The organism is Mesorhizobium sp. M2A.F.Ca.ET.042.01.1.1 (assembly GCF_003997405.1).
GTDB lineage: Bacteria > Pseudomonadota > Alphaproteobacteria > Rhizobiales > Rhizobiaceae > Mesorhizobium.
In genome coordinates, this window is sequence record NZ_RZRX01000010.1 from 14722 (window position 1) to 28363 (window position 13642).

8 protein-coding genes are annotated in these 13642 nt (G+C 64.3%); 3 read left to right on the forward strand and 5 right to left on the reverse strand.

What is annotated here, in order from left to right; all coding sequences use genetic code 11:
• Positions 1 to 48: 48 nt before the first annotated feature.
• The 4 genes from EOA23_RS03080 to EOA23_RS03095 form a co-directional block, all read right to left on the reverse strand.
• On the reverse strand, positions 49 to 3204 hold the full coding sequence (locus tag EOA23_RS03080; RefSeq protein ID WP_127302851.1) for an efflux RND transporter permease subunit: 3156 nt from the start codon (positions 3202 to 3204) through the stop codon (positions 49 to 51).
• Positions 3205 to 3517: 313 nt separating this feature from the next.
• A complete protein-coding gene (locus EOA23_RS03085; RefSeq protein WP_127302852.1) occupies positions 3518 to 4681 on the reverse strand; it encodes an efflux RND transporter periplasmic adaptor subunit in 1164 nt (387 codons plus the stop codon).
• Positions 4682 to 4735: 54 nt separating this feature from the next.
• Complete coding sequence (locus tag EOA23_RS03090; protein WP_126062345.1) at positions 4736 to 5341, reverse strand: TetR family transcriptional regulator; 606 nt, start codon at positions 5339 to 5341, stop codon at positions 4736 to 4738.
• A 469-nt stretch (positions 5342 to 5810) separates the two neighbouring features.
• A complete protein-coding gene (locus EOA23_RS03095) occupies positions 5811 to 7451 on the reverse strand; it encodes an acyl-CoA synthetase (protein WP_127302853.1) in 1641 nt (546 codons plus the stop codon).
• Between the two features lie 201 nt (positions 7452 to 7652).
• Between EOA23_RS03095 and EOA23_RS03100 the strand changes: the two genes are divergently transcribed.
• From EOA23_RS03100 to EOA23_RS03110, 3 genes are all read left to right on the forward strand, one after another.
• Positions 7653 to 8618 (forward strand): sugar-binding transcriptional regulator, encoded by a 966-nt coding sequence (locus EOA23_RS03100; protein ID WP_127302854.1) that lies wholly within the window; start codon positions 7653 to 7655, stop codon positions 8616 to 8618.
• Between the two features lie 82 nt (positions 8619 to 8700).
• Positions 8701 to 10755 (forward strand): bifunctional aldolase/short-chain dehydrogenase, encoded by a 2055-nt coding sequence (locus EOA23_RS03105; protein WP_127302876.1) that lies wholly within the window; start codon positions 8701 to 8703, stop codon positions 10753 to 10755.
• Between the two features lie 216 nt (positions 10756 to 10971).
• Entirely contained in the window at positions 10972 to 12036 is a 1065-nt protein-coding gene (locus tag EOA23_RS03110; RefSeq protein ID WP_127302855.1) for a D-alanine--D-alanine ligase family protein, read from the forward strand.
• 37 nt (positions 12037 to 12073) lie between these two features.
• Here EOA23_RS03110 and EOA23_RS03115 read toward each other — a convergent pair whose 3' ends face one another.
• Positions 12074 to 13579, reverse strand: a complete 1506-nt coding sequence (locus tag EOA23_RS03115; protein WP_127302856.1) for a winged helix-turn-helix domain-containing tetratricopeptide repeat protein — start codon at positions 13577 to 13579, stop codon at positions 12074 to 12076.
• Positions 13580 to 13642: the final 63 nt, after the last annotated feature.

Genomic DNA, 13642 nt, shown 5'->3' on the forward strand with positions numbered 1-13642 from the left:
CCGCTCACACTTTTCCTGGAATTGCGCTCAGGTCGCCACGTCTATTTTCTATTCCGCGGCCAGTGCCAGCTGCGGCCGTTCGATGCCTTCGATCTTCTCCGGCTCCGGCGCCTGCTCGTCGGTCTTGGCCTTCTTCGGCGCGCGGCCGAAGAACAGCGCGTAGCCGGCCGGCAGCACCAGGATGGTGAGCACGGTGGCGACGAGGATGCCGCCCATCATGGCGTAGGCGAGCGGCCCCCAGAAGACGGCGCGCGAGATCGGGATCAGCGCCAGCACGGCGGTGAGCGCGGTCAGCATGATCGGCCGGAAGCGGCGCACGGCGGCACCCACGATGGCCTCCGATCGATCCATGCCGGCCGCGATGTCCTGATCGATCTGGTCGACCAGGATGATCGAGTTGCGCATGATGATGCCGAGCAGCGCGATAACGCCAAGGATGGCGACGAAGCCGAAGGGCGCGCCACTGATCAGAAGTGCCGCCGCGGCGCCAATGATGCCGAGCGGACCGGTGGCCAGCACCAGCATCGACTTGCCGAAATGCTGCAGCTGGACCATCAAGAGCACGACGATGATCGCCAGCATGATCGGCGCCTTGGCGGCGATCGAGGCCTGGCTCTCGGCCGAATCCTCGGCGCCGCCCTGGATCTCGATCTTATAGCCAGGCGCAAGGCCGGCGCGCAGGTCCTTCATGTCGTTGTACATCTTGGTGACGACGTCGTTCGACTGCACGCCGTCCGGCAGCGTGGCGCGCACGCTGATCGTCGGCAGGCGGTCGCGCCGCCATTCGACGCCCTGCTCCATGACCGGTACGATCTTGGCCACCTGCGAGAGCGGCACCGAGCCGCCGAAGTCGGTCGGGATGTAGACGGAGTCGACCGAGGACAGCAGGTGGCGGGTCGCCTCCGGCTCGCGGGCGACGATCGACACCGTCTCCTCGCCGTCGCGGAAGTCGTCGAGCTGCGCACCGGACATGGTGGCCTGCAGCATCTGGCGGATACGCTGCGAGGTGACGCCAAGGGCGCGAGCGCGATCCTGGTCGATCACCAGCTTCATCGCCGGCACGGGTTCCAGCCAATCATCATGGATGGCGCCGAGCAACGGATTGGCCTGGAACTTCGCCTTCACCTCGTCGGCGATGCGGCGCACCTCCTGGCGGTCCGGACCCATGATACGCATCTGCACCGGCCAGCCGGTCGGCGGTCCGAGGAAGAGGCGGTCGACCTTGCCGCGGATCGACGGGAAGTCCTTGGCGAGGATGCCGCGCATCTTGATGATCAGCCGCTCGCGCGCCGGCTCGTCCTTGGCCATCACGAGGAGCTGGGCGAAGTTGGGATTCCTGAGCTGCTGGTCGAGCGGCAGGAAGAAGCGCGGGGCACCTTCGCCGATATAGGTGGCGATGAAGCGCTTGTCGGGATCGTCCATCATCTTGGCTTCGAGCGCCTTGGCCTGGTTCTCGACCTCCTTGATCGAGGTGCCTTCCGGCAGCCAGAGATCGACGAGGATTTCCGGACGCGAGGATTGCGGGAAGAAATTCTGCGGGATGAACTGGAAGGCCCATAGGCTGGTGGCGAAAGTGACCAGCGTCATTACCAGAACGATGATGCGGTGCCGCACGGCCCAGGCGACCGTCGCGCGCAGGCGGCGGTAGAAGCCGGTGTCGAAGACATCGTGATGGGTGCCGGCATGCTTGCGCTGCTTGAGGATCATGTAGCCCAGCCACGGCGTGAAATAGACCGCGACGAACCACGACACGACCAGCGCGATGCCGACGACATAGAACAGCGTGCGCACATATTCGCCGGCGGTGGATGCCGCGAAGCCGACGGGGATAAAGCCCGCCGTGGTGATCAGCGTTCCAGTGAGCATCGGGAAGGCGGTCGAGGTGTAGGCGAAGCTCGCCGCCTCGATCTTGACCAGCCCCTCCTCCAGCTTTCGCTCCATCATCTCGACGACGATCATGGCGTCGTCGACAAGCAGGCCGAGCGCGATGATCAGCGCGCCGAGCGAGATGCGCTGCAGGTCGATGCCGATCTCGTACATGATGGCGAAGGTGGCGGCCAAGACCAGCGGGATGGCGATGGCGATCACCAGGCCGGAGCGCCAGCCGATCGACAGCAGCGAGACGGCGAGCACGATCAGCAGCGCTTCGCCGAGCGCTTCCATGAATTCGCTCACCGCGTCCTTGACCACCTCCGGCTGATCCGAGATCTGATCGACCGAAACGCCGTAGGGCAGCCCAGCCTCGAAGCGCTGGTAGGTCGCCTCGACATCCTTGCCGACATCCCTGACGTTGAAACCCTTGGCCATGACGACGCCGACCTGGACGCTCTCATGGCCGTTGAAGCGATATTTGCGCTCATAAGGGTCCTCGAGGCCGGACGAGACGGTGGCGATATCGCCGAGGCGCGTCACCTGGCTGCCGGAGCGCAGCCTCAACTCGCGGATATCCGCGGCCTTGGTGACATCGCCCTCAACCGAGATGCGCACGGAGCGCAGGCCGGTGTCGACCGAGCCTGCGGGATCGACGGCGTTCTGCCCCTTCACGGCGTTCTGCAAGTCGACGATGGTCAGGCCGCGTTCGGCCAGCGCCTTGGACGAGACGTCAATATAGATCTTCTCCGGCTGGTCACCGATGATGACGGCCTTCTCGACCCCCGGGGTCGTCAGCAGCATATCGCGCGCCTGGATGGCGAACTTCTTCAGCTCCGGATAGGTGAAGCCGTCGCCGCTGATCGAATGCAGCGTGATGAAGGTGTCACCGAACTCGTCATTGAAGTAGGGACCGAGCAGGCCTTGCGGCAATTCGTTGGAAATATCGCCGACCTTCTTGCGCACCTGGTAGAAGGCGTCCTTCACCTCCTCGGCATTGGTGTCGCCTTTGACCTGCAGCGTGATGATGGCGCTGCCGGCGCGGGTGTAGGAGCGCACGAAATCGAGATGCGGCGTTTCCTGCAGCTTGCGCTCGATCTTGTTGACGACCTGGTCCTCCATGTCCTGGATCGAGGCGCCCGGCCAGATCGCCTGCACCACCATGACGCGGAAGGTGAAGTCCGGATCTTCCTTCTGGCCCATGCGCATCAGGCCGAGCGCGCCGGCCAGGATGATCAGCCCGAACAGGAAGCGGGCGATGCTCGGATGTCCGATCGCCCAGCGCGAGAGGTTGAAGGGGCGCTTTTCAGTGCTGCTGTCCGTCGTGGTGGTCATGGCGCAAGTCCAGTCCAATTGGCCGGCAATGCACAGCTGGCATTGCCCGTGAATTCTCGGTCGGGTTTCCGGGCGGCGAGACCCTCAAGCGGAGAGAGACTCGCAAATCGCGCTGGACGCGGCACTGCCGCGGGGGGGAGCCAACATGCCGGCATCCCGCGATCGGGCGTTCGCCGCCCGGAACCCATGCCCTTCCCCGGCTCGCGGCTTGATGCAGCGAGAGCGGGAAAGGCGTCTGTTACGCCTGGCTTCAGGTCTTAGTTGGATGCATGTCGTTCTCCCAAAACCGCTTCGCACTTTTGGGCGACAAGCATCAGTGCAGGCTGCCGGTGGTTGCGACATCCTCTGCCGCCGAGGCGGATTGCTGGACGTCGCCGGAAAGCTTGACCTTCAGGTTTTCGGTCATGAACTGGGTGCCTGCCGCGACCACGACATCGCCCTGTTTCAGGCCGTCGGCCACGGTGACGCCGTCGGCGGTGAAGTTGGCGACCTTGATCGGGCGCGGATGCACCGTGTCGGAGGCGCGGTCCACCGTCCAGACGATCTGCTTGCCGTCCTTCTCGGTCATCGCGGTCAGCGGGATCGAGACGAGCTCAGCCTTGCTGCCGACGGTCGCCTGAACATTGGCGGTCATGCCGAGCAGCACGCGCGGATCGTTGGGCAGCGACACCCGAACCGCGAAGGTGCGCGACTGCGGATCGGCGCTGCCGGCGACTTCACGGACCTTGCCGTCAAGGGTGAGCCCTTCGTCAGACCAGAAGCTCGCCTTGACCTCCTTGCCGGGCTTGAAGCCCGCGATATCCATCTCCGGCACCGCGATCGAAACTTCCTTCTCGCCGTCGACCGCTACAGTCATCACCGGCGTGCCGGCGGCGACCACCTGGCCGACATCGGCGGAGATGGCGGTGACGATGCCGTTCTTGCTGGCTTTCAGATCGGCGTATTGAACTTGGTTCTGCGCCTGGGCCAGCGTCGAACGGGCGGCATCGCGCGTCGCCACGGCCTGGTCGTAGGTCAGCCGCGCCTGGTCGAGCTGCGATTTCGGCGCGAAATTCTTGGCATAGAGCTGCTCGGCGCGCTTCCTGGCGAGGTCGACGGTCTCGACCTGGCGCTCGGCCGCGTCGAGGCTGGCCGCGGCGCTTTTCACCGACAATTCGTAATCGGCCGGATCGATTCGGGCGAGCACGTCGCCCTCATTCACGTGCTGGCCGATGTCGACCAGGCGCTCGGTGACCTTGCCGGCGATGCGGAAGCCGAGATTCATCTCGGTACGGGCGCGCACCGAACCGGAATAGTCGAGCTGACGGGTGGTCTGCGCCTCGCCGATCTCGACCACCTTGACCGGCCGGACGACTTCCTGGACGACCTCTGCCTTCTCCTGGCTACAGCCGGCAAGGCCAAGCACTGCTGCGACGACGGCGGCGGCTGGGAGGCCTGCGGCCGGCAGCTTGCGGAGGATGGAACTGGACAAAGACACCTTAGCACTCCCGAACTGGAGATGATCTGTCGGCCCGCACCCGGCGGACTGCTTCTATTTCAAGGCTCTGATTGCGTAGTCGATAAGTTCGTCGGGCGTCGCCCGGTTGGTCTTGGCAAGGCACTGCGCCACCATCTGCGGGTGGCAGAGAATGACGGTTGCGGCGCCGAAGCAGCGCGAGGCCGTTTCTGGGTCCTGTTCCCTGAACTCGCCGACCTCGATGCCCTCGCGGATCACTTCGGCATAGAGGTCGTGGATGCTGTTGAGATGCTTGTCGATGACGGCCCAGTCGCGTTCCAGCGCGACAATGACCATCTCATGCACCTTCTCCTGGTCGAGCATGACCTCCAGCGTCATCTTGTACTGGGCGTGGATGTAGCGGCGCAGCCGCTCCTCGGCGCTGATCGGCAGGTGCATGATCTCGTAGGCCATCTTGTAGCTGGCGCCGAGCATGCGGCCGCAGACGGCCTGGTGGATTTCGACCTTGGAGGCAAAGAAACGATAGATGTTGGCCGGCGACATGCCGAGCTCGCGGGCGATGTCGGCGACGTTGGTCTTGCCGTAGCCATAGTGACGGAACAGCCGCTCGGCGCAGTCGAGAATGCGGGTCACATTCTCCTGTCTGGTGGGGTCTGCCACGATGTGGGCGGCTTCGGACATCGCGCTTTCGTTTTGACGAGTGACGAATTTCAAATTTCGTCAGTCGTAAAATGAAAATGGCGAGGAGTCAACGCGGAATCGACGTACGCGTATGGTTGGTGACAGATGGTGACAGTTGGGGCAGCGGGCGGCGCCTGCGATTAGCAGCCGACACCGATGAGGTCGTCATCCTAGGGCGGAGCAAGGAGCGAAGCGACGCGCGCAGACCCTAGGATGCATGCCGTGACGCAGGCCGAAGAACGAAGGCGGATCAATAAGTTACGAGGATTTTTCTGCCCATTCGCCGCAAGCCATTCTCAACCGCCGGAGCGCGGCCGCAAGGTAACGGCATGGATCCTAGGGTTTCCGCGACGTCGCTTCGCGACTGCTCCACCCTAGGATGACGAAGTCGCGGTTGCCGGCGCAAGCTGTCGACGTCGCGGGCGCTGGCGCAAGCTGTCGACGTCGCGGCCATGTTGGAAGGGGCGAATTACGCCACCTTCGCCATTTCCCTTAGCCGGAACTTCTGGATCTTGCCCGTCGAGGTCTTCGGAATCTCCGCGAACACCACTGCCTTCGGAACTTTGAAGCGGGCCAGCAGCCCCCGGCAATGCTCGATGATCTCGGCTTCGGTCGCGCTCTTGCCGGGCTTCAACTCGACATAGGCGACCGGCACCTCGCCCCATTTCTCGTCCGCGCGCGCAACGACGCCGCAGGAGGCGACCGACGGATGCTTGTAGAGCGCGTCCTCGACCTCGATGGAGGAGATGTTCTCGCCGCCCGAGATGATGATGTCCTTGGAGCGGTCCTTGAGCTGGATGTAGCCGTCGGGGTGCATGACGCCGAGGTCGCCGGAATGGAACCAGCCGCCGGCGAAGGCCTCGTCGGTGGCCTTCCTGTTTTTCAGATAGCCCTTCATGACGATGTTGCCGCGGAACATGACCTCGCCAATGGTCTCGCCGTCGGCCGGCGTCTCGTTCATCGTCTCGGGGTCCATGATGGTCAGCCCTTCCAGCGCGGCATAGCGCACGCCCTGGCGCGCCTTCTTCGCCATCCTCGGCCCCTTCTCCAGAGCGTCCCACTCATTGTGCCATTCGTTGACGACGGCCGGGCCGTAGGTCTCGGTCAGGCCGTAGAGATGGGTGACGGCGAAGCCGGCATCGGCCATGCCCGCAAGCACAGCTTCCGGCGGCGGCGCGGCGGCGGTGTTGAAGGTGACGGTCTGGGGGAACTGGCGCTTGTCCTCGTCCTTCGCGTTGATCAGCACCGACATGACGATCGGCGCGCCGCACAGATGGGTGACGCCGTGATCGGCGATCGCGTCATATATCGGTTTCGCCCGCACCCAGCGCAGGCAGACATGGGTGCCGGCCTGCACCGCAAGCGTCCAGGGAAAGCACCAGCCGTTGCAGTGGAACATCGGCAGCGTCCACAGATAGACTGCGTGCCTGGCCATGCCGGCATGGATGGTGTTGGTGTAGGCCATCAGGGCGGCACCACGATGATGGTAGACGACGCCCTTCGGATTGCCAGTCGTGCCGGATGTGTAGTTGAGCGAGATGGCGTCCCATTCGTCGTCCGGCATCGACCATGCGAACGCCTCGTCGCCCGCGGCGACGAAGTCCTCATAATCGAGCACGCCGATCCGCTCGCCCTTCGGGTAGGGAGCGTCGGCGGCATAATCGGGATCATCATAGTCGATAATCAATGGCTTGGCCTTGGCCAACGCCAGAGCCTCCTTGACCACGCCCGAGAATTCGCGGTCGACGATCAGCACCTTCGAGTCGGCATGATCGAGCTGGAAGGCGATGATGGCGGCGTCGAGGCGGGTATTCAGGGAATGGAGCACCGCCTTCACCATCGGCACGCCGAAATGCGCTTCCAGCATTGGCGGCGTGTTGGAGAGCATCACCGTCACCGTGTCGCCCTTGCCGATGCCGTGCCGCGCGAGCGCCGAGGCAAGCTTCAACGAGCGGCGCCAGAACTCGCGATAGGTGATGCGCTGGCTGCCATGAATGATAGCGACATGGTCGGGATAGGTCTTGGCCGTGCGTTCAAGGTAAGTGAGCGGCGTCAGCGGCTGGTAATTGGCGGCGTTCCTGCCGAGATCCTGTTCGTAGGGATTGGCCATCCCGTTCTCCCCAAAGTTCTTTCGAACCTTCTAACCTCAGGCCCGCTGTCACGCTATCCCTCCGACTAGCTGAAAATGCTATGATCCGGTCGCTTGACAGAACGGCGATCCACGCTGAGCCGTGCCGACAGGTAAACGCCTCCGCTCACTCAGGTTTGACTTTTGTCGAGAGCCGTGACTAATGTCAGCCAGGGAGGCGGCATGGCGATCAGACCGGCAGAACAGCTCATCCACAAGGCCGCCTGGCTTTACTATGCGCATGGCCTTCGCCAGGACGAAGTGGCGAGCCAGCTCAACATTTCACGCGCCTCGGTCGCCATGTATCTGCGCAAGGCGCGCGAGACCGGCATCGTCAACATCTCGACCTCGACGCAGCTCTTCACCGACGATGTCATGGCGCGCAAGGTTGAAGACGCCTTCGGGCTCGACGCCGTCTGGATCGCGCCCGAAAATGCCTATCTCGCCGATCCCTCAACCGACATCGCGGTGCTCGCGGCCAGCGTCTTTCTCGAGCTGGTGAAGAAGGGCGACCGCATCGGCGTCGCCTGGGGCCGCACCGTTTACACCATCGCCGACATCATGTCCTTCGCCGACTTGCAGGACGTCACCGTGGTGCAACTCTGCGGCAATCTCGGCGCGCCCTATTCCTACCGGCCAGACCAGTGCACGATGGAGATCGCGCGACGGCTCAACGCCAAGGGCCTGAACTTCTATGCGCCGCTGGTGCTGTCGACTGAAGAGCTGGCGAAGAGCCTGCGCGCCGAGCCGGTGATCCGCGACCAGCTTGCCGGCATCGCCGACTGCGACCTGTCGCTCTATTCCGTCGGCGCGGTCGACGCCGACAGCCATCTGGTGAAATGCGGCGCGCTGACGCCGGCCGAGATGGAAGCGCTGCGCAGCCAGGGGGCCGCCGGCGTCATCGCCGGGCAGATCATCGACGCCAGGGGCGAGATGCTCGACTGCAGCTACAACCGGCGCGTCATCTCCGCCGCGCTCGCCTCGCTGCGGGCCATCGAGAAGCGGCTGATGGTGGTGCAGGAAGATACGAAGTTCGAGCCGCTGCTTGCGGCCATCGCCGGCGGGCTCTGCACGCATCTGGTGATCGGCGCGCATATGGCCGATCGCCTGCTCCAATACGCCGAGGCGGCAACCAAGAAGGCCTCTTAGAAAACCACCCTCGCCGCTTCTGTCATAAAGGCGTCGCGGCTTTCTGTTCATGAGCAAAAAGACGAGTATCGGACGCAACGACATGAAGAACCTTTGGAACGACGCCGACGCGGAGAAGATGGTTGCCGACTACGCCAAGAAGGGCGTCGGCAGCGACCTTGCATTGCGCGTCTACACAACCCGCCTGCTCGGCGGAGAGCCGCGGCTGGTGCTGCATGGCGGCGGCAACACCTCATGCAAGACCAAGGCCACAGACCTCCTCGGCGACGAATGGGACGTGCTCTGCGTCAAGGGCAGCGGCTGGGACATGGCCGTCATCGAGCCGCAAGGCCTGCCGGCGGTGAAGATGGGCGCGCTGCTCAAGGCGCGCGCGCTGGACAAGCTTTCCGACGAGGACATGGTGGCGCTGCAGCGCTCCAACCTGATCGATCCGTCCTCCCCCAACCCGTCGGTCGAAACGCTGCTGCACGCCTTCCTGCCGCACAAATTCGTCGACCACACGCATTCGACCGCGATCCTCGCCATTGTTGACCAGGAGGACAGCAAGCCGCTGATCAAGACCGTGTTCGGCGACAGACTAGGTTACGTGCCCTACATCAAGCCGGGCTTCGACCTCGCCAAGGTGGCCGCGGAAGTCTTCGATGCCGACCCGAGTGTCGAAGGCCTGATCCTCGACAAGCACGGCATCTTCACCTTCGGTGACGATGCCAGGCAGGCCTATGACCGCATGATCCATTATGTGAATGTCGCCGAGGAGTATGTCGCCAGGAACGGCAAGCCGCGGGCAGGCAAGGCGGCGCTGCCCGCAAAGCTCGCAAAGCCGAGCGACATCGCGCCGACATTGCGCGGCGCGGTTGCCGTGGCGCGCGGCGAAGGCCGTTTCGACCGCATGATCAGCGACTTCCGCACCTCGGACGCGATCGTCGACTTCATCAACTCGGCGAAGATCGCCGACTATGCCGGCCGCGGCGTCTCGACGCCCGATCTGTCGATCCGCATCAAGACGGGGCCGATGGCGGTGCCGGCGCCCGATGCGGACAAGCTCGGCGACTACAAGGCCGTGGTGCGCAGCCATGTCGAGGCCTTCGTCAAGGATTACACCGCCTATTTCGAGACCAATGACGCGCTGGACGACGTCAAGCGCACCATGCTCGATCCGATGCCGCGCCTGACGCTGGTGCCGGGTCTCGGCATGTTCGGCCATGGCCGCACGCTGAAGGACGCCAAGATCGCGTCGGATGTCGGCGAGATGTGGATCGAGGCAGTGCGCGGCGCCGAAGCCATCGGCAATTTCCATCCGCTCTCCAAGGCCGACCTCTTCCCGCTCGAATACTGGTCGCTGGAACAGGCCAAGCTTGCCTCCAACAAGCCGAAGCCGCTGACCGGCCAGGTGGTGCTGGTCACCGGCGGCGCCGGCGCCATCGGCGCCGCGACGGCAAAGCTGTTCGCCGCCAATGGCGCCCATGCGGTGATCGTCGATCTCGACTCAGCCAAGGCCGCGGACGCGGCGAAGGCGGCCGGCAACAACTCGATCGGCGTGGGTGCCGACATCACCAAGCCGGCCGAGATGTGCGCTGCCTTCGACAGGGCGGTCGCGGTCTATGGCGGCGTCGACATCCTGGTCTCGAACGCGGGAGCCGCCTGGGAAGGCCGGATCGGCGAGCTAGACGACGCCACCTTGCGCAAGAGCTTCGAACTCAACTTCTTCGCCCACCAGTCGGCGGCGCAGAACGCGGTGCGCATCATGCTGGAACAGGGCACGGGCGGCGTTCTTCTCTTCAACACCTCGAAGCAGGCGATCAATCCCGGCCCGAAATTCGGCGCGTACGGCATTCCGAAGGCGGCGACATTGTTCCTGTCCAGGCAATATGCGTTGGATTACGGTGCCTATGGCATCCGCTCCAACGCGGTCAATGCCGACCGCATCCGCTCCGGCCTTCTCACCGACGCCATGATCGCCAGCCGCTCCGGCGCGCGTGGCGTGTCGGAGAAGGAATACATGTCCGGCAACCTGCTCGGACAGGAAGTGACAGCCGACGACGTGGCGCAGGCCTTCCTGCACCAGGCGCTGGCCGAGCGTACTACCGCCGATGTGACCACCGTCGACGGCGGCAATATCGCGGCGGCGCTGCGCTGACGAATATCGTTGCAGCGGTTCGTCGTTTCCCGAATACGACGAACCGCTCGATCTCCTCGCGTTGACGCCCCTCAGGACGGAGCGCTTTCGCGCTTCTGCTGAAAAACTGCTGCAACCGGTCAAAGTCCCACTCCAATCGTCCGCTTACTACGGTTGAAGGGGATGCCTGGTGTTTCGCATGCGAGCTCCAACCCTTGATCATTGGTGGAGTTGTCGATGCCCGCAAAAAGACTTCGTATCGGTGTGCTGTTCGGCGGACGCTCCGCCGAGCACGACGTGTCGCTGCTTTCGGCGGCCAACGTCATGGCCGCGCTGGACCCTGCGAAATACGATGCCGTTCCGATCTTCGTCACGCGCGAAGGGCAATGGCTGCTGAGCAGCTTCGAGAACGGCGCGCTGGCGACGCCGTCGGTTGGCACGCAGCTCTGCCTGGTGCCGGGCGGGCATGGACGGATGCTGGCGGTCCCTGCCAACGGCGCACCCCATGACCTGCCCGCCATAGATATCCTGTTTCCGGTGCTGCACGGCCTGCATGGCGAGGACGGCGCGGTGCAGGGACTAGCCGAGGTGGCGCGCATGCCCCTCGCCGGCTGCGGCATATTGGGGTCGGCCACGGCGCTCGACAAGGACGTCGCCAAGCGGCTGCTGAAAGCGGCGGGCGTGCCCGTCGCACGTTCGGTGACCATCGATGAGGGTGCGGCGCCTACGCTTGCCGAACTGGAAGACCGGCTCGGGCTGCCGATCTTCATCAAACCGGCGCGGCAGGGTTCGTCGGTCGGCGTCGCCAAGGTCAATGCCAGCCAGGAATTTGACCGGGCCCTCGCGGAGGCGTTCCAGCACGACAGCAAGCTGCTGGCGGAGGAATTCGTTCGTGGCCGCGAGATCGAATTCAGCGTGCTGGAGAGCCCCGTGGGCGAACTTTTCGTGTCGCGGCCCGGCGAGATCGTGCCTGCGGAGAGCCACGGCTTCTACAACTACAATGCCAAATACATCGACGAGAACGGCGCTGCCTTGATCGTGCCGGCCGAGCTGCCGCCGGAGGTGGAGGAAGCCATGCGCGACATGGCCGCAAAGGCGTTCAGGGCGCTCGGCTGCGACGGCATGGCCCGCGTCGACTTCTTCCTGATGCCGGATATGACTTTCCTGATCAACGAGCTCAACACCATTCCGGGCTTCACCAACATCAGCATGTACGCCAAGGCGATGGCGGCGAGCGGCGTCAGCTATCCGGAGGTCATCGACCGGCTGGTAGCGCATGGGTTGGCGCGCGCCGGGCGGTGAGGCCAGGGTTGAGCGGCTTTCCGCTCAGATCGCCGCATCACTCCGGCAGGCCGGCCTTGCGGAAGCCGTCGACGAAGTGCTCGAGCGTCGCGTCGTCACGGAACGGCTCTGTTTCGACCCAGCGCTGCGTGGAGAAATGCGGATTGCCGACGAGGAACAGCGCGACCTCGGTGCGCGCCTCGTCGAGGCGGCCGAGTTGAGCAAGCGCTGCCGCCAGGAAGCGGCGCGAGCTGGTGCGGTAAGTCTCGTCGCGGCGCAGCGTCTCGACAGCGGCCTCGTAGTCACGGGCCGCATACTGTGCCTGGCCGAGCGTCAGATAATACCAACTCGGCGGAAAGGGATTGAGCCGGAACGCCTTGCAGATGTGCTCGAGACTCAAGTCCACCTGGCCGGCCAGCACCTCGATGTCGGACACTGTCGCCCAGATATCCGCCTCGTTCGGATCGAGTTCGATCGCCTTGGCGAACTCAATCTCGGCCTGTTCGAAATCGCGTTCATAGGCAAGCAGGTTGGCGAGCACCCAGCGGCAGCCGGCGTCGTTGGGGTCGATCGTCACCGCCTTGCGCGCCAATTCCAGGGACGTGCTGCGGGCAGGTTCGAACGGCTCGCCCCAATGCACCCAGCCCATCCAGTGGTTCATCGCAAGCCAGCGATAGGCCTCGGCATAGTCCGGATCGAGCGCAATCGCGCGCGTCAGCATCAGATGCGCCTCGCGCGCCATCTGCGGGGACTCGTCGAACGATTTGCGAGCCCGCACGACGAGATCATAGGCTTCCAGATTCCTGGGCCGGTTGCGGGCCGGCGGCGCGCGCAGCCGCCCGAGCAGCGCCTCGACGATCTTGGCGGTAGCCTCATCCTGAACGGCGAAGATGTCTTCCAGGCCGCGATCGAACCGCTCGGCCCACAGATGCTTGCCGCTCAGCGCGTCGATCAGCTGGGCGTTGATGCGCACACGCCCCGCGGCGCGCCTGGCGCTGCCCTCCAGCAGATAGCGCACGCCGAGTTCGCCGGCGATGGCGCGCACATCCATGGCCTTGCCTTTGTAGGCAAAGACCGAATTGCGCGCGATGACGAAGAGGCCCGGAATCCGTGAAAGATCGGTGATCAGGTCTTCGGTCAGGCCGTCGGCGAAAGACTCCTGCTCGGGATCGTTGCTCAGATTGACGAAGGGCAGCACGGCGATCGACGGTTTGTCGGGCAGCGGCAAGGGCTTGCGCGTGGGGTCGGCCTGTTCGACGGTACCGGTGAAGCGATAGCCGACACGCGGCACCGTGGCGATCCACTCGCCGCCACCGGCCGCCGGACCGAGCAGCTTGCGCAATTGCGCGATCTGGACAGTGAGATTGCCTTCCTCTACCGCCGTGCCCGGCCACGCCGCGTCCATCAGCTCGGCCTTGGCGAGGATTTCGCCGGGACGCGCGACGAGCGCCTCCAGCAGTTTCAGTCCGCGATGGCCGGCGGCAACGGGAACATCGTCCCGAAGCAGCGTTCCCGCGCCCGGATCAAGCACGAACGGTCCGAAGGCAAAGCGCGATCCCTGCATGCGGCGATCTATAGAGCAATTCCAGGAAAAGTGTGAGCGGTTAAGTTCGGCGACTTCGCCGTA

Coding starts and splice junctions, on each gene's coding strand:
- EOA23_RS03080 (WP_127302851.1), bottom strand. CDS start 3,204: ATGACCACCACGACGGACAGCAGCACTGAAAAGCGCCCCTTCAACCTC.
- EOA23_RS03090 (WP_126062345.1), bottom strand. CDS start 5,341: ATGTCCGAAGCCGCCCACATCGTGGCAGACCCCACCAGACAGGAGAAT.
- EOA23_RS03095 (WP_127302853.1), bottom strand. CDS start 7,451: ATGGCCAATCCCTACGAACAGGATCTCGGCAGGAACGCCGCCAATTAC.
- EOA23_RS03100 (WP_127302854.1), top strand. CDS start 7,653: ATGGCGATCAGACCGGCAGAACAGCTCATCCACAAGGCCGCCTGGCTT.
- EOA23_RS03105 (WP_127302876.1), top strand. CDS start 8,701: ATGAAGAACCTTTGGAACGACGCCGACGCGGAGAAGATGGTTGCCGAC.
- EOA23_RS03110 (WP_127302855.1), top strand. CDS start 10,972: ATGCCCGCAAAAAGACTTCGTATCGGTGTGCTGTTCGGCGGACGCTCC.
- EOA23_RS03115 (WP_127302856.1), bottom strand. CDS start 13,579: ATGCAGGGATCGCGCTTTGCCTTCGGACCGTTCGTGCTTGATCCGGGC.